A 21,784-nucleotide genomic window follows, 5' to 3' on the forward strand; every position below is an offset into this window, starting at 1 on the left:
CGACTTCCAGTCGGCTTTTTTACAACTGTAAACAATAGTCATTGAATAAAACGCTAGTTCCAAAAAATAATAATAAATATTTAGGGAAGAAATTGTGAACCTGTTTAAGTCGTCTATCGTCGGGCTTGCTTGCGCAAGCTTATTTGCTTGTAATAGCACCCCTAAGATTATTGCAACAGAACGTGATGGCAGTGCCAATATCAGCGAAGCCCAAGCAATGGCTCGCTCTAATGTCGTCTCAGAAGTGAATTATCAGCTGAGTTTTAATCTTACTGGCGAAAGTCATTTTAGTGCTATCACTAAAGTAGATTTCAACCTTAGCAGCAATAAAGAGCCGCTGACACTTGACTTGAATCAAGCCACAATTAGCAAGCTCACCATTAATGGTAAAGGCATTTACCCGAATTATAACGATGCTTATATCAGTATCAATTCGCAGTTACTCAGCAATGGTAAAAATACCATTGAAGTCGAATACAGCCGCGAACACAGCACCAATGGCGAAGGCTTACATCGTTTTATCGATCCTGTTGATGACAAGGTGTACTTGTACTCTCATTTCGAGCCAGCTGCCGCTCAGCAAATGTTTGCCGTATTTGATCAGCCCGACTTAAAAGCCACTTATCAAATCACAGTTAACGCCCCTAAAGATTGGAGCGTCATTAGCACCATGCGCGAGAGTAACATTGAAGAGCAAGCTGATAGCAATCTATGGACATTTCCAGTCACGCCTAAGCTTAGCCCTTACAACTTCTCGATGCATGCGGGTCCTTATCATATTTGGGAAGACAACAGCGGCAAATACCCAATGCGCTTATTTGCCCGTCAATCGGTTGCCGAACAAGTCACCGCTGAAGACTGGTTCACCTATACCAAGCAAGGCCTAACATTCTTTGATGATTATTTTGGTATCGACTACCCATTTAAAAAATACGACCAACTGTTAGTCCCTGATTTTTTATATGGCGCGATGGAAAATGCAGGCGCCATTACTTTTGCTGAAAACCGTTTCATGTACAAAGACACGATGACGGCAGCCCAGCGACAGCGCTTAGCTGGTGTTATCATGCACGAGATGGCGCACCAATGGTTTGGTGACTTAGTCACAATGAAATGGTGGAATGGCTTATGGCTCAACGAAAGCTTTGCATCCTTCATGGGCACTTTAGCCACCAGCGAAGCAACGGAGTTTAGTCATGCTTGGCGAACGTTTTATGCGACTGGTAAACAAAGTGCTTATCGTCAGGATAGCTTAGTCACCACTCATCCTATCGAAGTGCCTGTACCTACCAGCATGAATGCGTTTGATAATATTGACGCCATCACCTACTCAAAAGGTGCATCCACCCTGAAACAACTCAGGCATTTATTAGGCGAAGACACCTTTCAACTAGGTGTGCAGCAATATCTAACCAAGTACAGTTATCAAAACGCCACACTCGATGATTTTATTGGTAGTTTATCTCAAGCCAGTGGGCGTGATTTATCCCAGTGGACTCAAGACTGGTTGTATCAAGCAGGTGTAAACACCTTAAAAGCTGAGTACAGCTGTGACAATGACAGAGTCAGCGAATTTGCGTTAATTCAAACTGCGCCAAGTGATGCATTACCGACATTACGCGAACAACGTGTACAAGTTGCATTATTTGATGCAACCCGTTACTCAATCCATCAAGGCCCCAAAGTTGCGGTCACATACAAAGGCGAGCGAACCGAAGTGCCTGAACTTATCGGTAGCCATTGCCCTAACTTGGTTTACCCAAACTTTGAAGATTGGGGATATGTGAAAGTCGAACTTGACGAACGCTCATTTGAAACCGCAAAACAGCAGCTGAGTAAGGTCAGTGACCCACTGCTTCGTTCAATGTTGTGGCAAAGCATGTGGGACAGTGTCAGTGACGGTAAAACCTCTCTTAAACAATACATCAATGTCGCACTAGTCAATGCACCGCTTGAACAAGACTACACTATCTTAGGTCAAGTCATCGGTAACTTAAAACAGGCTCAGTATTACCTCGACAGCATGGCGCCGAATCATAAAGCGTATGCAGTTAAAGTCGGTAAGGCTCTGACTCAAATGAGCTTACGCATGGCAATGGAACATCGTGACAATGCTGACTTCCAGCGCCGCTGGTTTGATGCCTATGTTAGCTTAGCGAGTAGTCAGCACGCATTGGATCACTTCGCCGATCTACTGGAAGGCAACGCGACGATTACAGGCTTAAATATCAGCCAAGATTTACGGTGGAAAATCATTATCAAACTCAATCAATATGATTATCCACAAAGTGGCCTTATTGCCATTGAAGAAAAACATCGCGACTTATCAGATTCAGGCCAGAAATCTGCAATAGCCGCTGAAGTCATTCGACCTCAAGCAAGATCAAAACGTCAGTGGCTCCATACCATTGAAAATGACACTGACATGCCATTTTCAAAACTGCGCGTAGCGATGAATTACCTATACCCAAGTGAGCAAAAGTTATTAAGTGCAGCGACAGCAGAGCAGCGTTTAGCCAATATTGCAGAAGTCGATAAAAAGGGACCTGTATTTATGCGAGCTTATAATCGTAGGTTAATACCAACCGCATGTACCAATGCCAATATCGCCGCGATTAATCAAGTGTTAGATACCGAAACAGGCTTGTCGAAAATGACCCGTAGAGCATTATTAGAAACCCGTCAAAAAGAGCAACGCTGTGTCAAAATCAGCGAAATGTTAACTCACTAGTTCACACATATATGCAAGATAACTCTACATTTTAAAATGTAGAGTTCACCAATGCCGCTTCATGAAATGAAGCGGCATTTTTTGTTTTAAACCAGCAATTAATAACAGGAAGTAATGACAGTAAGTAATGACAGTAAATAGCTTGGTTAACTTCTCAATGTAAATGTCATCATCACAGGAGCATGATCGGTACTATCACTGTCTCTTGCATAATCAGCCCTAACAAGATGTCGATCATGGGTTTGATAATCACTGACTTCAGCCAGGTTTCTTGGGTGTGATGCATCAAATTCACATGAGGCTAATATGTAATCCAACACCGAGCCTGTATTACCAAAATAGTGAGTTGACTGGCGAGCATACTTTAAAGGGTCAACAGGCGGCAGCACATCTTCGGCAATATCAGAGTCCTCTTCATGTAGACCTGATTCATACTCATCTTGAGCCAAGGTAGCATTGAGCTTTTGACCGGTTTTAAATAAATCATAACTGTCGAATAAGCTAAATTGCGCAAACGCATCCGCCAGAGTTTGGTCATTCATTTTTTTAAGTTCAGGATCAATAATATCGTTTCTAAAAACACGTTTCCCATTGGCACGAAAGGCCTCTAACGCAGTGCTTTGCAAGGTGTCATTAAAGTCGCCCATGAGTAACACAGGTAATTGTGTCTGACTCCGTTGCTTGGCGATTTCATTAAACAATAATGCCGCCTCGCTACCCCGCTGCATGTTTGAAGCCCAGCTTCCTAATGCTTGCCTCGCCATAATATCAGCGCCGCCTGTCATGCCAGAATCAGCTAATCGTTCGACGCCCATGCCACTTCGCTTTGACTTTAAATGCACCACATAACATTCGCATTCGCCAAAATCAGCTAATGCAATTTTTACCCGTAGCGGTTTGCGGCTAAAGCTAAAATCATTAGCAATTCCCATTAACGGAAACAAGGTTTCATCGGGAGTCACTAACGCAGATTCAGTAATGGGATATTTCGACGCAATAGCAACTACAGGGTCTTGATAGACATAATAGCTGATTAAACTCGGCTCATCCAAAGCGGCAAAATACTGATAACCCAAAGGCGCAATTAATGCCTTTAATGCATCAGGACTAAAGACTTCTTGAAAACCAATAATATCTGGTTGATGCTCAGTTAAATAATCACAAATCCAAGCACATTTTTTCTGCCATTGCTGGTGAGAATAGATATTTTCAAAGTCATAATAAGCCGCTGGCGGCTCGATAAAATTAAATAAATTAAACGAAACCACTTTAAAATTTTGTTGTTTATTTTGCTGTTTTTTACTGCTGGTCTGAATCACCGCAAACTGCCTAAAAGCCCTATTCTGACAACAGATTAAAGCCAAATCGATTAAGTGTCGATGTTAATTACACTCAATATCAAAATGATCTTGAACCAACTTTTTGTGAAAATTCATTAATCGAAAAATGATCCTAAATTAGCAACTGCCGTATTACCCCTCGAAATCAGCGCCTGAAATCAGTAATCAAAAAGTCAATTTTATAATTCGTTTACAGAAACAAATTCGAGGAAAGAACGATGAAAAGGATCTACTCTCTTGCCCTATGTTTTTCACTGATTGGATTAACTGCTTGTTCAGATGATGACGATGACACAGTCACTGATGCAGGGGTCGAAAAGCCAGTTGTCACTTATGCTGAAGTACGCGTTATTCATGCTGGCAGCGACGCGCCAATGGTCAATGTTACTGCTGATGGTGCAGCTTTACTGTCTGATGTCGATTACGCTATGTCTAGCGGTTTACTCGAAGTACCGACAGCAACTTATGCCATCAATGTCGATGCGATACTTGCTGATGGCAGCACATTAACAGTACTTGAAGCTGAGCTAGCAACAGCAGAAGACATGGAGTATACAGCCGTCGCATTAGGTAATGTCAGTGATGAAACGTTAATGCTAAAGCTCATTGCTAATGAAGAAAGTGCCATTGATAGCGGCAATGCCCGAGTCCAAGTTTTACATGCCACTCCAGCAGTAGGACTGGTTGATATTTATGTCACAGCGCCAATGGCCGACATCTCAATGATGGAGCCGACATTATCAGCAAACTATATGGATAATAGTGACCAACTCACCGTACCAACTGCTGATTACCAGATTAGAATTACAGCATCCGGTGACAAGAATGTCGTATTCGATTCAGGCACAGTTAACCTAGCCGATGGAATGGATTATTTAATTTCAGCAATTCCAAATGAATGGTCTGGTAACTCTCCTGTTGCTTTATTAGTTGCGCTTCCTGAAGGTCAAGTACTACTGAACGATGTTAGCAGTGGCAGTGATATCCGTGTAGTACATGCCGTTGCCGATGCCCCAGCTGTCGATGTATTTTTAGATGGCAGCTCAACGCCGGCCATTGATATGCTTTCATTCGGTAACCTTGCAGGCTACGTCAATATCCCAGAAGGCATGCACACAGTAACCGTTGCGGCTGATGCCGACAATTCAGTAGAAGTTATTACCGACGCCGAACTCGATTTAATGCTAGGAAGCAGCTACTCAGTACTCGCCGTCGGCTCTCTCACTGACAACGACATTGCACCTTGGGCTTTTGCTGAACATACACGCCGCATTGCGACTGAAGCGCGCCTGAATGTCATTCATGCATCTTACTCTGCAGGCAACGTCGACGTGTATTTAACCCCGACTGCTGATATCAGTGATGCAACACCTGCTCTCACTGATGTCCCATTCAAAGCGGCATCAGGCAGCTTGAGTATCGCACCGGGTGATTACACCGTCAGCGTAACTGTCACAGGCACTAAAACAGTAGCGATTGGCCCGCTAGCTGTATCACTTTCAGGCAACGGTTTATACAGTGTTGCAGCAGTAGATGCAGAAAATGACACTTCAATGTTCTCGGTTATCTTAATGGACGATTTTGTCGCCGAAGAATAATCAAGGCCATTCACTCGTAAACGATTATCTCCGTCCGACCCTTTTGCGGCTTATCCTCCACCCGAGATAAGTCGCTTTTTTATGAGGAAAATAAATGATGAAAAATTCACTCGCCAATATGCATCAGTTATTACAGCGGTATACTTCAGTAGTAATAGGCGTACTATTGAAAAACCTGTGTTTATGCAGTCTTTTTATAAGCTCCATCGTATTTTTTCAACCTTCAGTGAGTGCTATGGAAATACAATTTAACTCCCAACAGCAACTTCAAGCAGCCAAAATCAGTAATGACACGGTAATGGGCGGCATCTCATCAAGTGAAATTAACCGCGATAAACGCCAAGACAAGCCCGTTTTTAGCGGCAATGTTTCACTTGCCAACAATGGTGGTTTTGCATCAATGGAGTATCGTTTACTCGCGATAATTCCGCGAACCAACGCCGTAAAATTAACTGTAATCGGTGACGGAAAACGCTACCAATTACGTTTAAAGACACCGAAACTTTCCTTTGGTGAAGCTTATGTGGCTCACTTTGATACCATTGCAGGTCAGCGCACTGAACACAGGTTTACAGCTGATGATTTTAATTCGCAATTTCGTGGTAGAAACGTCAACGCACCTGAATTACTATTTGAAGATATCGACCGAGTCGGCCTACTGATTGCCAATAAACAACAGGGAGACTTTTCTCTGATGCTCGATACTATGACGTTTACTGATTAAATATCAGATAATCTTTACCCTATCACGGCAAGACAACTGGCCCCCAAATGAAAACAATGACCCATATTAAAGGCGTAATATTCGACCTAGACGGCACTTTAGTTGAGTCAGAATTAGACTTTGGTAAAATTAAGCAACAGTTAAACTGCCCATTTGATACTGACGTTCTCGACTTTATCGAAGACATGCCATCAATAGATGCTCAGCAACAAGCCCATCAAATCATTATTGAGCACGAAGCTCTTGATGCAATGAATGCCAAGGCGCTGCCTCATATGCATGCGTTATTGGCCAGTTTGCAACAACTGTCACTGCCTACAGCCATCGTGACCCGAAATAGTAAAACCGCAACAGCAACTAAACTGTCGCAAAATAACATTGCCATGGAATTAGTGTTAACCCGTGAATGTTACCCTGCTAAACCCGCACCAGATGCGTTACTTGCCATTGCCAAACAGTGGGATATTCCTGTCAGTCAGCTTATCTATGTAGGCGATTATTTATATGATATCCAAGCGGCGAAAAATGCGGGGATGCAATCAGTGTTTATCAATCACAACCAACACGCAGAATACCAAGACCAAGCGGACTTTATTGTCAGTGATTTAAAAGAGCTACAAACAGCATTAGAAGCGAATAATCAACGCTAAACTCGCCCTATTACGATTTTAGTTATAGCTTTAGTTTTAGCTTTAGTTATTGGCATACCTGGCACGCTTTCTCAGGTAAAACCACCTTCAGGTGAACCAAGCCATAAGCTGCAACGTATCTTTCAACTCAGTCAGCAACCCTTTGCCTTTTTCCTACTGATGAGAAAACAATGAATCCATTACACCCTAAAAAGCTGTTACACAGTAAGTGGACTAAAGTGCATGTCACCAATAAATTGAAGCACTTTTCAGTGATAAAAGTGACTTATGATGAAGATGGAAACGTACTAGAATGTATTATTCGTGCAGAAATGAATGCTGAAGAATTTACTATTAATTGGCGTAACCTAAAAGACACTCAGCTTTGGCGCCAAGGTTGGAAATAAAGCATTGCTAACGCCTGGGTATTTCCGGCAGAAATCTTGATATGTCAGTCGAAAATGCTAGAGGTTTTAGGCCGTAATACTTGATGTTTTAGGCCACAAGGCTTGAGGTTTTAGGCGGCAAGGCTTGAGGTTTTAGGCGGCAAGGCTTGAAACTAAGAACAAACCAAACAAAATCAAACTCCCTTTTGCTGTCGCCTTTTTAGTGGAATGGCGAAGCTGACGAGATTCACTTGCAAGCAAGCGTTCCATATGGCTTTGTGTCGTATCAAAATGGCTATTTTTATTCGCGCTCATTCCTAACTCTTGCTCATTTTTAGGATCGCTTTCTTCGGTTAACTGTGGCTGATTAGCTTCAAAAGGCGCAGCTATTTTTGGTGTAATAATGGATAGCACTTGAGTTTGGGCTTGAGTTTGTTTTTTAGCTAAATGCTCGGCTGTAGATGTTGGCTTAGTCATACCTTTAGATTTGGCCATTAATCTCGCTTTAAGCTTCTTTTTAGCTTTGGTTCTGGCTAGCTTTTTCAACTCAGCTTTTGATTGGGCTGACATTTGAGTTACAGGCTCAGATAAAAGAATAATTTCAGTTTCCGTATTCGCAACCGTTTGAAAATTAACTTCGATGCCTTGTGCATCAAACAACTCATCAGTAGTCACTGAATCCGATGGCGAAGTCGCTGCTAATAACCCTTCTGCTAACGGTTTAATATTTTGGTCTTCACCAAAAAATTTTTGTATGTATTGGGCACACATAATGTAGGCTAAACGTTCACTTTCTTCATAGCGCTGACTATCTAAAATGTACGCTTTGAAAGAATATGCCAGAACGGTCGATAGACAAGCTAAACTCTCGTATAACTCATTCAACTGAGGGTATTTGTTTGTCACTTCCCTCCAGTGTTCCATCACCACTGAATCTACTTCAAATTCATAACTCATATCAGGAATATCGACTAAGGCCGCTAAAGATTTCTCTGCCAGATAAAGTTGCCACATGTCGTCATAGGATTTACGCTTTGTAGCACATTTTAAAATCTCATAAGAAACGGCAATATTGGCAAGTTTTATATCAATATCTGCGAATTTACTTTGATACTCAGCTGAGTGATAAAAAAGATACAAGCTTTCATACGCATCAGTTATCGCATCATGATCAGCATCTTGATTAATCCCTAAGCTATGATATAAATTTTCCATTAATGCTTGGCCCTTCCTCATACAGCTAATGCTTTTTAAAATTGATTACAACAACGACCTTTTGAAGCAAGATAAGTCGCTCAGACAACATCATAATTCAAATAAACATTACATATGGAATAGCCGTTATTCCATATGTGGACTATAGCAACAAACAGCCATAAAAAGCCTTAACTAGACCTTAAATTAGGTTTTTAAAACAGTACATTAATGAAAGTTAATAATGAGGCAAATGATTATTGAGGACATAAGATAGGTAAGAAAATACAGCCACTGATTAAAACGATAACTTTCAGCCAGCGTTTTATAAGATGAAGCTTTTATAAGAAGCTTTTATAAGAAGCTTTTATAAGAAGCTTTTACAACAAGCTCTTGGCGCTCAATTGTTATTAATCAGTTTCATGTAAGCCAATAACCGTCGAACTTGTCACAGAAGCATTAAAGTGGCGTTGTTTTACAGACAAATAGGACTCATCACTAAAAAACGCATTCATCACCTCTTCTGAAGGAAAATCAATGGTGAACACTCGATTAATCTGAGAATTGGTTTTAGACTTTAGTACCTCAGATACTGCAAAATCATAACCAAAGTCACCACCGTAAAAGTGCAAGATTGGCAGCATGGCATCGCGATAAGCCTGATATTCAAGTTCATCATGAACATGCAAAGCCATCATTCGTTGAAAGCCCATTGCTACCTCACTTGCTAATATTCAGTGTGTTAACACTAACGCTGCCAGTTAAATAAAATCACTGATTTCTGCTAACGATTTCTTCTGTAATGCATGTTCAGGCACTGTGGCGGCCTCATCAGGGTAACCCGCAATAATCAGCATGTATGGGCGTTCGTTATCACTATCACGGCCACAAACCTTGCTTAAAAAAGACATAGGTTTAGGTGTATGGGTAAGTGTACCTAGGCCTGCGTTATGCAGCGCTTGCAGTAAAAAACCTGTCGCAATTCCCACTGACTCATGAACATAATAATTCTGCTTTTGCTCACCATTATCTTCGCTGCGCTTTTTAGTAAAAACAGCAATCAACCAAGGGGCTTTTTCAAGGTAAGGTTTTTCAGCATTGGTGCCCAATGGTTTTAAATTATCTAACCATTCTTCACCACCACGCCCCGCATAAAAAGCTTGTTCAATGGCTTCTGCTTGCTCACGGATCTGAGCTTTTACATCAGCATCGCTTATCGCGACAAAATGCCAAGGTTGATGGTTAGCCCCATTGGGCGCAGTGCCAGCGGCCAAAATACATTGCTCGATAATTTCTTGCGGTACAGCACGCTCTGAAAATTTACGAATAGAATGACGTCTTTTGACATCCTGATAATTTTGCTTGGCACGTTCTAGCATCTCAGCTTGAGAATATTCGATAAAGTCAGTTAATGGCAGGTGAGCTTCGGTCATATCTAGTCCTTATTATTTTAGTTCGCACGGTTAGAGTCTTGTTCTAATTATCGAGTTATCAATTTATCGTCCGTTAACAATCGTTATATGCTCCATGAGCAAGTAGCCGCTAAAGTTCTATAGAGTGTAAAGGCTTAACCATATGGCTACAAAGCAAGCAGACTGCGGCCTGTGATGCATAAACCACCACCTTACATTGTATATTTACAACTGAAAACTCAACTATTAAAAGTCAAAAATGCTCTCAATACACATCCGACCAGCACAATGGTTCGAACTCCTTAGCTAGCGATCATTTTAATTTTAATGCTGCAACCTCTTGGGCATAATCAGCAACCCTTTTACTTAAGTTGGCAAATAAAAAACTTACGCCAGTAACGCAATCATAACTAACTTTATTATTTGAAACGCAAAAAATAACACATTATTTAATATGGAAGTTACCAAGTACAGAACCGTTAAGCAGATTCAAATAAAACACGATAATAAAAATTAAAGGTTTACATGAATTTTACCATCAAGCATAAGATCAGTTTCTTCGTCTTCATTTCATTATTCGCCATTATAGCTGTTGGATATAAAGGTATCGATTTAGTCGAGCAGAAAATGCTCGAAGCCAAAAAGGTCCAACTACAAGTACAAGTCGAATCGGTAGAAAGTCTTCTTAAATCGGTTTATCAAAAAGTGCAAAACGGGGAGCTTGCAGTTGATGAGGCAAAGCAAGACTTTTACCTTACCCTACAAAACCTCAGTTATGGTCATAACGGTTATTTCTTCGCATTCACTTCCGACATGATCCTTCGCGCATCCCAAAAAGGCGCAAAAGTAGCGGTTAATATCGCCCATGTCCAAGACAATGATGGCGGATATCTGTATCAAGAGATTTTGGATGGCACCCGAAATCGTGATAATCGCGGCTTTGTTGAATATGACTTTAAACGCGTTGCCAATGGTAAGCCTGAACCCAAGTTATCTTATTCATTAATGTTTCAGCCATGGGATTTAGTGGTGGGAACGGGTATTTATATCAGTGATATTAATGAAACTGCCCACAAAGCAATGATGACTATGGTGTTAGTTATCGGTGTCATTTTGGTTATTTTGCTGAGTATTTCTTTTTTCATTATTAAAGCGATTACGGGACCGATTAATCACATACAGGTGGTGATGCTAAAAGCTGAAGCTGGTGATATGACACAACGTATTGTGGTCGACAATGATCATGATGAGTTGGGTCAGCTAAGTAGATCAATCAATGCAATGTTAAGCCAGTTTCATCTGCTACTCGATAGCTTAAATGTCTCATCCAAAACTCTGTCGAGTGCATCTGAAGGGCTATCAGTGATTGCTGCACAAACCAATCGCAGTGTTTCAGAACAAACGGGTGAAATTCAAACCGTAGTCAGTGCCATTGAGCAAATGTCTGCGACAATCAAAGAGGTTGAAGGCAATACCCTTAACGCTGCAAGTGCCACTGCAGAAGCCAGCGATATGATTAATGGTGCCAGCGATATGGTTACAGATACCATCACATTAATAAATAACACCTCCCATAGAATTGATGAAGCCAGCGCGGTTGTCGATGAGCTTAAGCAGGGATCCGCAGAAATTGCACAGGTCCTCAATGTGATTACCAGCATTTCAGATCAAACCAATTTACTCGCCTTAAACGCGGCGATAGAAGCCGCTCGAGCTGGTGAAGCTGGTCGTGGTTTTGCAGTGGTTGCTGATGAAGTGAGAAGCTTAGCCCATAGTACTCAAAACTCGACTGTGGAAATCAGCAAAATCATTGAGACCCTACAACACTTAGCTCAAAGTGCAGCCAGCAGCATGAATGCAGGTAAAGAAGCCACTGATCAAACCATAGAGGCAGCGGCTAGAACAGACCAAAACTTAAAATTAGTGGTACAGCATGTGGACAACATTAACCAAATGACTGAACAAATCTCTTCGGCAACGACTGAGCAATCAGCGGTTTCTGATGAAGTAGCTCGCGCCATGGTCAATATCAGTAATATTTCACTGGAAACAGGTCAAGCAAGTGAGCAAACCAGCCATGAAAGTGAAAATGTGAAATTACTGTCAGAGCAAGTTGATACAAACATTGCTAAATTCACGATTTAATCGTCTTAAGTGAGTAACAGATAAAGCAGCAATACAGGCTAATTTACACGCCCTGTTGCTGCTTTCTTTTAAAGTCATTTAATGTGATTTGTAGCGCTTCGATCGCGGTTTGCGTATCGATATTATTTTCTTCAAGCAATTGAATTAAATCGACCGCAAGTTGCACCGATTTAGGCGCATCATTCAATGGTGATTGTGGCTGATTTTCTGTTGTCATCTATGGTGCGTTCCAATACAAATAGCGGGTAAAACAGTCAATTTAACCAAACGACGGTTAATGAAAACAGCCGTTAGTCAAAGCAAGAATTACAGCATGAGTTACTGCATAAGTTAATTCATAAGTTATAGTGAAAAGTTAGCAATCGCTTTTTGAATACCAATCACATCAGTGCCTTTCTTTAACTCTTTAACAATAGGTTGTTCTGTCCCTGAGATAAATATTTTAAGCTCAGCATCCATATCGAAAGTACCTGCAGTTTCAACAATAAAATGGGTCATCGATTTATAAGCAATTGAATGATAACTCACCTTTTTTCCTGTCATGCCCTGCTTATCAATCAAGATTAAACGCTTATCAGTAAAGACAAACATATCGCGGATCAGTTTATAACCCATTTGTACTGATTCATTGTCGGCTAGAATTGGTGACAGCTCTTGCTGTAACTCACCTAAATCCATTTCTGAAGAGTTACCTAATATTGCATCAAAAAATCCCATCACATTCTCCTTGGTTATAGCCTTTATTCTTAAGATATTAAATGAATAAAAAAGTGGATAAAATAGTGCGGCATCTACACCCAATTAACAAGCAAAAAGCTGTTAAAGTATTCTAACGACACTGTAAACCAGATCACCAAGGCTAATTATGAATGCTGCTATCATTGGCGCAACCGGCTTAATCGGCCATTACTTATTGTTAAATTTATTGGCAGATGCTCGCTATCAAACCGTGTTGGCCATAGGTAGAAGAGCGCCTGAACTTGCGGCAGAAACAGCAGGAATTGAAAAGCTTATCTTTGTCGAAACTCAGTTACAGCAGCTTACCGAGTTAAACTTACCTGTCAGTATTGACCACGCTTTTTGCTGTCTTGGCACCACCATTAAACAGGCAGGTAGTCAGGAAAATTTTATCAAGGTTGACCACACCGCCGTCATCGACTTTGCCAAGCTTGCGATTGAGTATCAAAGCCAAACTGGGGTGAAATTATTTGTGGTAACAGCCTTAGATGCCAATGAGAAATCGACTGTGTTTTACAATCGAGTAAAAGGCCAAGTGCAGAAGGATTTAAGCCTCCTCCCCTTATCCAAACTCTACATATTTCAGCCAAGCTTATTATTAGGAGAGCGAGCCAGTCAGCGAACCTTAGAAGATATAGGCCAGAAGTTTTTTGCTATTGCCTCAGGGATATTTATCGGCCCTTTAGCCAAGTACAAACCCATTGCCGGCAAGCTTGTGGCTGACAATATGCTGGCTGTTGCTATACAAGACTATGAGTTAGTAACTGATGCTGATTTAGATAACGACCGTAAGCTCGATAATGTAATGGTTAGGATTATTGATAATAAACAGATGCATCGATTGGTTAATTGAGGTTTGTTTCAAATTTTGTTTCAAATTTTTAAAAATATCTAAATCAAGGTCTAAATAAACGTCTAAATCAAGGTCTAAATCAACGTCGTGGCGCTTCGCCCACACCAGACTAAAAGGGAGTGAACTGCGACTCCCTCTTAGAACACCCCGCAGCTCCGGCGAAATTTAAACAGCAAAATTTCCAACGGAGAATGATCCAGCTTTAAACTTCATTTTTGCCGTCTTCGGTCATTGTCGAAAAGCCCTAACGCTTCCGATAGGCCGTCCATGGCCTAACGAAAGCTAGCTTGGCATCCATGCCAAGCTCACTGCCTTTTCTCGATGACCTCAATTCAAATTGTGCATTCTTAGAATATCAAAACACCTATACAACTTGAGCTTTCAGCTCTTTAAATTGTCACGAACACGGTCAAATCGAAGAGACAATAATCCCAGTGTAGATGCAGCAGCGAGCTTCCAAAACATGAATGTTTTGGCAGAGCTTACATGGATGTACTTGCAGCGTCTCGCTGTTGTATCTGCACAAAAGCCTGCGGCAGGCAATGGATTAGATTGAAGAGATGATTCAAAATTAACTAGCCAATAAAAACTAAGTAAAACATTGAATTAAGAACATGGTTTGTATTAAGGTAAATCCACTTAAGGACTGAGTTGGGTAGCCTCGAATACAATCATCGAGTACACCATTTAGGGAAGAAAAAGCCACTTAATAAGATGTGCAGACAACTCCCTCGTAAAGTTTACCCTGACCTAACTAATATATTTTCGGTTCTATCATCTGGGGATTTGACGATGTCCCAAATCTGTTCATTAAATGCAAATGCTAACAAGGCAATTAAATACAACTAAAACAGTGAGTTACGCTTCGCGTCGTTCTACATTATAACCCACTATTTTAGTCCGCTTATTGCGGCGTTAGATTACATACAGGAGAGAAAAAAATGAGTGTGGTTGTGAGTTGTATCGCGGAAAGAATAAATCTAGTAGGGCCCACAATGGGAAGTTATGGGTATGTTGGGCTTGTTCCTAGTTTAGAAATAAAGCTCGATTATGTACGAGATAGTGATCGTAAAGGAGGTACATTCGGTTGGATCTATGATGCATTGTCTTCAATAGGACTAATTACTTATCAATTAGACAATTTTAAGTACTTCTTAACACAATGTGGAGGAGATAAAGTCCATTTGACAACAGATCATGATGATGAATATCCCCCTAATATTAATATGAGTGAACTTGAGTATGTTGATAGTATTAGTGAAAAAGAGTACAAAGTTTGTAGTTACAAGCTTTTCAATCCTAACACAGGTTCAGAGTTAGTATATTTAAATTCACATGGCTTTGATAAGTTTATTCCGTGCACTCAGGTAATAAGCCAAAGCTCAGTTGAAAACTTCATTACAAAAATTGATGAAGTGGATATTTGGCATGAGTTTTTTAATCAAATGGGTATTTTAGACCCAGTTGATAAAATGGAAGAGCTTGTTAACTTTGTTAAAGATAACAAAGATCAAGAGCTTGTTGTTGAGACCAAAGAAATCTAACAAGGCCAAGCAGTATCAGTAGCTACGCCCCTTGGACAGACTTGCCTTCGCTGGTTTTGTGCATGGCTTCTCCATTATTACACAAAAACAGCAACAACAAATCTGCCGCTGTAGGTGGCGTTATATGCCATGGAGGCACCTATGCAATTTGAAGTTTGGCATTATATTCTTATTGCTGCATTAGTGATAAATATTGCGGTTTCTATTTATATATCCAAAGTTGAAGGTCTTAATAAATTCCAAAAAAAAGCGCAAATATTAATCGTGTGACTAATTCCGTTTTTAGCGGCGTTCGGATTATGGTTATTCAATCGTTCATTAGAGCAAGAGGCTAAACAACATAGAGAGTTTGGTTCTGGCCCTCAAGATAGTGGCCTAGGACCAGGTGAGTAAATGGAAAATAACAACCAAATAGGCGAATAGGCAAAGCTTTAGCTAAGGAGTGTAAATGTATAAAGGAAGTTGTTTGTGTGGCTCAATCCAGTTGTCATTGAATGGTGGAGTTACCGATATTATTCATTGCCACTGTTCTTTGTGCCGTAAGGCTAGCGGAAGTGCTTATGCCACCAATGGTTTCATTGACGCTGAAGACTTAAAGTTAATTGATAACGATAATACTCTTAATTTCTATGAGAGCAGTGAAGGCAAACGTAAGTATTTTTGTAAAACTTGCGGAAGTCCAATCTATAGTTCCAATTCTCAATCTCCGAAAAGGTTTCGCCTTCGTTTAGGTATCTTGGATACCGATATATCAGAACGGCCTATTTCTCATAACTTTGTTACTTCAAAAGCTAACTGGGATGACTTGGATGCTGAGTTATCACGTAGTGAAAAGCATGAAGTTGGGCGAACGTAGAAATAATTAAGACACCTATAATTATTTTAAATCTCGCTGCCACCTAAATTTAAAGCTTAAACAAAAACGCTAATCGCTTGGTTTAATCTCAAGTCGATTAGCGTTTTTTAGTTGCCATTATCGTTTCAAAAGTGTTTTCCAACCCTTTTCTAGCGATAGCCGTTCGATTAAGTTTCTTTACCTAAATGCTTATATAATCTTTGGTAATCAACACTTTCAGCCATTAGCTGTTGATGGTTACTCACTTTTGTCACTGTCTTTAAGCGGGTTGATTTTAAACACCCCTCGACCATCAATGCCGATATACAAATAGCCATCTTGGCCCTGATGTAAGCTGCGCACTCGACCAAGATTTTCCAATAGATCTTGTTGGCCGGTGACTTTATCACCATCAAGGCTAACACTAATGAGTTTGGCAAACTTTAATGAACCCATTAATAGCTGTTTAGCCAGTTCTGGGTAACGCTCACTTGTGACAAACACCATAGCTGAAGGTGCAATAGACGGCACCCAGTAGGTGATGGGTTGCTGCATACCGGCTTTTTCGGTCAAATCAGTAAAGCTGGTGCCACTGTAATTCACCCCATAGCTGATCACTGGCCAACCATAGTTGGCGCCTTTTTCAATAATATTAAGCTCGTCACCACCTTTAGGGCCGTGTTCGTGGGCCCATATTGCCGATGTATGTGGGTTTAACGCCATACCTTGTGGGTTACGGTGGCCGTAGCTATAGATGGCGGATTTTGCGCCTTCTTTATCAACAAAAGGGTTGTCTTTCGGCACGCTGCCGTCATCATTAAGGCGGTAAATTTTACCTGAATCGCGGCTGATATCTTGTGGATTAACATCGCGCATACCGCGATCGCCAATAGAAAAATACAGCAGCCCTTGGGTATCAAACGCAATGCGGCTACCAAAATGTACTGATTTACTGGCATAGGCATCAGCCATGTAGAGGATTTGGCTGTGAGTCAATGCCATGTTATCGCCTTGCTTATCCAGTTTAGCGCGCAATATAGCGGTATTAGAAGCATCTTCAGTGCCTGCACTATAGCTGATATAGATCCACGGTGTTTTTTCATATTGTGGGTGCAATACCACATCAAGCAAGCCACCTTGACGCTCGGCGACAATATTAGGTAAACCGCTTACCGAGGTCGACTTTCCGCTTGCATCGATGTGATGAAGCTGACCTTGGCGGTCCGTGACCAATAAGGCATTGTCTGGTAATTGAGTGATACCCCACGGAATGGTGATCTGCTCGTTAATCGGTTCAAGTTCATAGGGGGCGGCGAGTACCGGCAGGCTTAAGGCCAAATAGGCACAAGCACTAATAAGTACTTTAAACATGATTGTGTATCCTCAATTATCGTTATAGTGTGGCTGCAAGGGTAAACATAAATAGCCTTTCAGGGCCGGGCTCATAGTAGCGCCCACCAAAGGCATTAATTCTTATATTGTCGTCATAATATTGATTAAATAGGTTATTGACCGTTAGTGATAACGACATTGCCAGCGGTTCAAAATCAAGTACTTGGCTGACTCCCGCATTGGTCAGCCAATAGCTATCAGCCGTCTCGGTATTACTATTGTTGGTGTACCTGTCTCCAACATAGAGTAGTTCCAGATTGATTGAAAGGTCGTTATCATTTTGATACAGCAACTGGCTGGCACCTTTGTGGCGTGGGGTACCTGGCTGAATTTTTCCACTGTAGTCACCTTGTGGGGTGGTATAGCTATCGTAACTAAAGTCTGAGTAACTATATTGGTTTTTCCATGAAAAATGACTGCCGAATTGATGCTGACTGCTCACCTCAATCCCTTGACGTGCGGCCGCCCCCGCATTGCGATAGTAAGTGATTTCATCCAGGCTATCGTCTTTAAAGTAAGGGCTGATAGCATCGCTAATGTCGATATAAAACAGCGCCAAATCATAACTGTGTGCAGCCGTTAACTCGCCCCTTAAGCCGATTTCATAGTTTATTGCCGTCTCTACGTCTAAATCTGGGTTAAAGCCGCCACCAAATCCACCATTAGCTGTGATATCGTCCTTGTTCGGATTGGCTAGCTCCGTAGTGGTGGGGATTTGAAACGATTGGCTAATCGTTGCGTACAGTAGGTTATCGTCTGTGAGCTGATAACTGCTGCCAAGATTGGCACTGCTGTTGTCCCAGTTACGCTCACCTGACTGGTCGCCATCTACTAAGTATTGATCTTTTACCTCAACGCGGTTGTGCTCATAGCGTAAGCCTAAATCGATAAGCCATTTGTCACTGGGCTGGGCTGATAATTGGGCGTACAGTGCACTTGAGTCAATCAACTCCTGTTGCGATAGTGCCAAGTCACCGCGAATGCCGCCATCTAGGTTGTCATAGCGGCGGCGTTTATCATCTTGGTATTGCAGGTTGGCACCTAGCAGCACTTGAGTTTGATAATGGGTTAACCAGTTGTGTGTGGCGTATTGCACATTGGTGCCGTAAAACTGCCTAGCCAGTTCAACTTGGCCGCCTGCGCTAAACGGTAGGCGGTTATTAAAATCTTTATCGAAGTAATAAAACTGCGCGTTAAGCTGGCTGCTATCATCAAATTGATAGCGACTGGCCAAGGTATGTTTTTGTTGTTTTACTTCTTCACCGGCTTGAAAACTGACATTGCGATCGCGGGCTGCTGTCGGCTCACTATCAGCTTGCTCGCGAGTTAAACCGCCGGCATCCTCAGCGATTGGACTATCAATATATTGGCTGTTAACGCGCAATAACCATTGCGGTAATACTTGCCAATCTAGATGGCCATTAATGGCACTTTTTTCATATTCACTGTGATCACGATAACCCTGTTTCTGGGTATGGCTAAGGCTAACGCCAAAATTGACGGTGTCATAATGTTTATTGGCGTATAAATACGCTTGCTCGGTATCAAACGAGCCTTTAGTGAGTTTAAGTGCTAGTTTGTCGTCATCTGGGACTTGGGTATTTATCTTAATCACACCACCAGCGCTGTTACCATAAAGCGCAGACGCCGGGCCGCGTAACACTTCGATACTGGCTAGGTTCTGTAACTCGAGACCGTCTAACTGACTTTGACCGTCAGGTAGAGTGTGCGGTACATCGTCGACCAAAATCTGAATGCCACGAATACCAAAACTTGATTGCGCCCCAAAGCCACGAATTGAAATACGCTCATCTTGAGAGAAGTTTTGACTGGCTTGCAGGTAGACACTTGGCAGCGAGTTGAGATACTCGCTCAGTGTTAACGGTGCTGCAATCAGATTGAGCTGGGGTTGATCAAGGTAACTGTACGCCCTTGGTTGTTTAGTGGCGTAATAGGGTAATGTTTTACCAAACACGGTAATTTTTTCATCTATTTGCTGAGTCTGTCTGTCGAAGTTTGCATCAGCGAAAACTATGGTTGGTGCTAAAAAAATGCTTAGTGCAAAAACGATGTAAAAACAGCAAAGGTGTCGCGCGTCTGATCTAACTGGCGATATCCACATTAACACTTAGGTAACTCATTGATAAAGTATATTTAACCATGCATTATGCAGAGGTTAAGGCTGAGTTCAATAGCTAATAATGTAACAGTGTATTTGGCTGTGATGCCTGGGTAAATAAAAGTGTTTAGCTTAATTTGGTTACTTTGACCTAATTTAGTAGATTTGTTTGACTGGTGAGGAGTGTGATAAAAGTGAAGACTTCATCGAGATCTATAATGCTGACACCAGTGATGCAATTTTAGGTTGTTATGGTAAATAATTAAGACACCCATGATTATTTTCTGTCATCGACTTTACCAAGCTCGCGATTGAGTATCAAAGCCAGACTGGGGTGAAATTATTTGTGGTCACTGCCTTAGATGCCAATGAGAAATCGACTGTGTTTTACAATCGAGTAAAAGGCCAAGTGCAGAAGAAGTTAAGCCTCCTCCCTTTAGCCAAGTACAAACCCATTACTGGCAAGCTTGTGGCAGACAATATGTTAGCTGTTGCAATACAGGATAAAGAGTTCGTTAACGACAATAAGCTCGATAATGTAATAGTTAGGATTATTGATAACAAAGATATGCATCGACTGGTTAACTGAGGTTTGTCCTAACTTTTAGTTATCATTTGAAAAAATAAACGTCGTGGCGCTTCGCCCACCCCAGACGAAAGGGAAACAACAGCATTTCCCTTCTCGACATCCCTTGCCGCCCCTACGAAATTGCTCTTAACAGCGAGCAAGCCTCACGCTTATTCGAAAATAGCTAACGCTTTAGAAAGGCCATCCATGGCCAACTAAAGCTAGCCTGACGTCCTGTCAGGCTTACGCTATTTTCTTCAACGCATTTCAGCAATTTCAATGGGGAACATTGAGCCTGCAAGTTCGCTTGTTGTTTATAATTTTTAGGAAATTGTTTGTATTTATTATGCTTTGATCTTTTTTGAATGTTCAATTTGAATTGAGGTAAGCAAAAAAATCGCGTGAGTCCAGACATGGATGTCTGGCTAGCTTTCGAGGGGAAGGGACGCCCCATCGTAAGCGTTAGTGATTTTTGTAGCTTACTGAAGCAGCCTACAAACAAAGGCTAAAGCTGGATAATTCTCCGTTGGAAATTTTGCTGTTTAAATTTCGCCGGAGCTGCGGGGTGTTCTAAGAGGGAGTCGCAGTTCACTCCCTTTTAGTCTGGGGTGGGCGAAGCGCCACGACTTTGAGCTACTCCAAGATGACCTAGCCAATAAAAATCTGAGTAAAAACATTGAATTAATTGCATGCTTTGTATTAAAGTAAATCCACTTAAGGACAGAGTTGGGTAGCCTCGAAACAATCATCGAGTACACCATTTACGGAAGAAAAAGCCATTTAATAACATGTGCCATCAAACTCCCTTGTAAAGTTTACTCTAATCCAACTAATTAATTGTAATTCAAAGGAGTCTATCGTTGAAACTACCAATATTAATTTATTTTTGCGTAATTTTATCTGGTTGTACGATTACCGATTACCAAAGTAATTTAAGTAAAACGACAAACTGTATAAATGATTTTTCTCAGGTAAGTTATAAAAATATTAATGTGGATTCTACCCTAAAAGACGAAATAGGAAGTAAAGATAGCCAATGCATTAATAACCACGATGGTAAAATGTATATCAGTGGCTATAAAGTAAAAACTTCTGAGAAGTTTATTTCTATTATTGTGCACCCTAATTTAGGTCCGAGTAAGTCTACTTTCTTTTTACCTCAATTATTGGCTTTAGATGAAAATAATAACCCTTCAATTGTTAAAGAATTATTTGTCATCAAAGGAAGCCAGATAATGCATGGTTCTATGTATGAGTATTTTTACGATGTTTCACGCGAAAAAACGAATAATTTTGTTATAACAACTGACATCAGTTTAATGGGCAAACTTTTTGATTATGAGCATTTAAGTAGTTATGATAATCATACAATAATTTATTCAAAGATTCCTTATGCTGCGGGCAGTGATATTGAAGTTAAACTATTGTCTAATTTGCCTTTTTGAACACAACCACCTCAACTTGAGCTAAAACTGAAAACGCTAATCGCTTGGTTTAATTCCAAGTCGATTAGCGTTTTTTTGTTGCCATTATCGTTTCAAAAGTGTTTTCCAATTCCTTTCAAACGATAACAGTC

20 protein-coding genes are annotated in these 21,784 nt (G+C 41.1%); 12 read left to right on the forward strand and 8 right to left on the reverse strand.

Going from position 1 to position 21,784, the window contains the following annotated elements; all coding sequences use genetic code 11:
• Window positions 1-94: 94 nt before the first annotated feature.
• Window positions 95-2,731 (forward strand): aminopeptidase N, encoded by a 2,637-nt coding sequence (pepN, locus tag Q4600_RS08910; protein ID WP_303515422.1) that lies wholly within the window; start codon window positions 95-97, stop codon window positions 2,729-2,731.
• A 146-nt stretch (window positions 2,732-2,877) separates the two neighbouring features.
• On the opposite strand, the gene Q4600_RS08915 is transcribed toward pepN, so the two are convergent.
• Window positions 2,878-4,050: an endonuclease/exonuclease/phosphatase family protein gene (locus tag Q4600_RS08915; protein ID WP_303515425.1), complete on the reverse strand. Its 1,173-nt coding sequence runs from the start codon at window positions 4,048-4,050 to the stop codon at window positions 2,878-2,880.
• A 239-nt stretch (window positions 4,051-4,289) separates the two neighbouring features.
• Here Q4600_RS08915 and Q4600_RS08920 point away from each other — a divergent pair, with 239 nt between their 5' ends.
• The 4 genes from Q4600_RS08920 (at window position 4,290) to Q4600_RS08935 (ending at window position 7,429) form a co-directional block, all read left to right on the forward strand.
• Entirely contained in the window at window positions 4,290-5,669 is a 1,380-nt protein-coding gene (locus tag Q4600_RS08920) for a DUF4397 domain-containing protein (RefSeq protein WP_303515427.1), read from the forward strand.
• 94 nt (window positions 5,670-5,763) lie between these two features.
• Complete coding sequence (locus Q4600_RS08925) at window positions 5,764-6,393, forward strand: CIA30 family protein (protein WP_303515428.1); 630 nt, start codon at window positions 5,764-5,766, stop codon at window positions 6,391-6,393.
• 56 nt (window positions 6,394-6,449) lie between these two features.
• Window positions 6,450-7,043, forward strand: coding sequence for an HAD family hydrolase (locus tag Q4600_RS08930; protein ID WP_303515431.1), 594 nt, complete (start codon window positions 6,450-6,452; stop codon window positions 7,041-7,043).
• A 170-nt stretch (window positions 7,044-7,213) separates the two neighbouring features.
• On the forward strand, window positions 7,214-7,429 hold the full coding sequence (locus tag Q4600_RS08935) for a TIGR02450 family Trp-rich protein (RefSeq protein WP_303515434.1): 216 nt from the start codon (window positions 7,214-7,216) through the stop codon (window positions 7,427-7,429).
• 132 nt (window positions 7,430-7,561) lie between these two features.
• Here the strand turns inward: Q4600_RS08935 and Q4600_RS08940 are convergent, their stop codons facing one another.
• From Q4600_RS08940 to Q4600_RS08950, 3 genes are all read right to left on the reverse strand, one after another.
• Entirely contained in the window at window positions 7,562-8,623 is a 1,062-nt protein-coding gene (locus Q4600_RS08940; RefSeq protein ID WP_303515437.1) for a DnaJ domain-containing protein, read from the reverse strand.
• A gap of 389 nt (window positions 8,624-9,012) precedes the next feature.
• A complete protein-coding gene (locus Q4600_RS08945; RefSeq protein ID WP_303515439.1) occupies window positions 9,013-9,315 on the reverse strand; it encodes a DUF1330 domain-containing protein in 303 nt (100 codons plus the stop codon).
• 48 nt (window positions 9,316-9,363) lie between these two features.
• Window positions 9,364-10,035, reverse strand: a complete 672-nt coding sequence (locus Q4600_RS08950; RefSeq protein WP_102528188.1) for a nitroreductase family protein — start codon at window positions 10,033-10,035, stop codon at window positions 9,364-9,366.
• Window positions 10,036-10,539: 504 nt separating this feature from the next.
• Here Q4600_RS08950 and Q4600_RS08955 point away from each other — a divergent pair.
• Window positions 10,540-12,159 (forward strand): methyl-accepting chemotaxis protein, encoded by a 1,620-nt coding sequence (locus Q4600_RS08955; RefSeq protein ID WP_303515442.1) that lies wholly within the window; start codon window positions 10,540-10,542, stop codon window positions 12,157-12,159.
• Between the two features lie 43 nt (window positions 12,160-12,202).
• Here the strand turns inward: Q4600_RS08955 and Q4600_RS08960 are convergent, their stop codons facing one another.
• Window positions 12,203-12,376, reverse strand: coding sequence for a YbaM family protein (locus tag Q4600_RS08960; protein ID WP_303515443.1), 174 nt, complete (start codon window positions 12,374-12,376; stop codon window positions 12,203-12,205).
• 125 nt (window positions 12,377-12,501) lie between these two features.
• Window positions 12,502-12,876, reverse strand: a complete 375-nt coding sequence (locus tag Q4600_RS08965) for a PH domain-containing protein (RefSeq protein WP_102528186.1) — start codon at window positions 12,874-12,876, stop codon at window positions 12,502-12,504.
• A gap of 148 nt (window positions 12,877-13,024) precedes the next feature.
• On the opposite strand from Q4600_RS08965, the gene Q4600_RS08970 reads away from it, so the two are divergent.
• The 4 genes from Q4600_RS08970 to Q4600_RS08985 all read left to right on the forward strand — a co-directional run bounded on the left by Q4600_RS08970 (window position 13,025) and on the right by Q4600_RS08985 (window position 16,150).
• A complete protein-coding gene (locus Q4600_RS08970) occupies window positions 13,025-13,750 on the forward strand; it encodes a nucleoside-diphosphate sugar epimerase (RefSeq protein ID WP_303515449.1) in 726 nt (241 codons plus the stop codon).
• A gap of 941 nt (window positions 13,751-14,691) precedes the next feature.
• Window positions 14,692-15,294: a hypothetical protein gene (locus Q4600_RS08975; protein WP_303515452.1), complete on the forward strand. Its 603-nt coding sequence runs from the start codon at window positions 14,692-14,694 to the stop codon at window positions 15,292-15,294.
• 141 nt (window positions 15,295-15,435) lie between these two features.
• Window positions 15,436-15,564, forward strand: a complete 129-nt coding sequence (locus Q4600_RS08980) for a hypothetical protein (RefSeq protein ID WP_303515454.1) — start codon at window positions 15,436-15,438, stop codon at window positions 15,562-15,564.
• A gap of 178 nt (window positions 15,565-15,742) precedes the next feature.
• Entirely contained in the window at window positions 15,743-16,150 is a 408-nt protein-coding gene (locus Q4600_RS08985) for a GFA family protein (protein ID WP_303515456.1), read from the forward strand.
• A gap of 237 nt (window positions 16,151-16,387) precedes the next feature.
• On the opposite strand, the gene Q4600_RS08990 is transcribed toward Q4600_RS08985, so the two are convergent.
• Together Q4600_RS08990 and Q4600_RS08995 are read right to left on the reverse strand one after the other, a co-directional pair.
• Window positions 16,388-17,500: a PQQ-dependent sugar dehydrogenase gene (locus Q4600_RS08990; RefSeq protein ID WP_303515459.1), complete on the reverse strand. Its 1,113-nt coding sequence runs from the start codon at window positions 17,498-17,500 to the stop codon at window positions 16,388-16,390.
• 22 nt (window positions 17,501-17,522) lie between these two features.
• The gene (locus tag Q4600_RS08995; protein WP_303515701.1) at window positions 17,523-19,643 is read right to left on the reverse strand and encodes a TonB-dependent receptor; all 2,121 of its coding nucleotides are present in this window, start codon (window positions 19,641-19,643) and stop codon (window positions 17,523-17,525) included.
• A 331-nt stretch (window positions 19,644-19,974) separates the two neighbouring features.
• On the opposite strand from Q4600_RS08995, the gene Q4600_RS09000 reads away from it, so the two are divergent.
• Both Q4600_RS09000 and Q4600_RS09005 read left to right on the forward strand, forming a co-directional pair.
• A complete protein-coding gene (locus Q4600_RS09000) occupies window positions 19,975-20,229 on the forward strand; it encodes a hypothetical protein (RefSeq protein WP_303524385.1) in 255 nt (84 codons plus the stop codon).
• A gap of 839 nt (window positions 20,230-21,068) precedes the next feature.
• Window positions 21,069-21,653, forward strand: a complete 585-nt coding sequence (locus Q4600_RS09005) for a hypothetical protein (protein ID WP_303515466.1) — start codon at window positions 21,069-21,071, stop codon at window positions 21,651-21,653.
• Window positions 21,654-21,784: the final 131 nt, after the last annotated feature.

The organism is Shewanella sp. 2_MG-2023, from assembly GCF_030548905.1.
Classification (GTDB): Bacteria; Pseudomonadota; Gammaproteobacteria; order Enterobacterales; family Shewanellaceae; genus Shewanella; species Shewanella electrodiphila.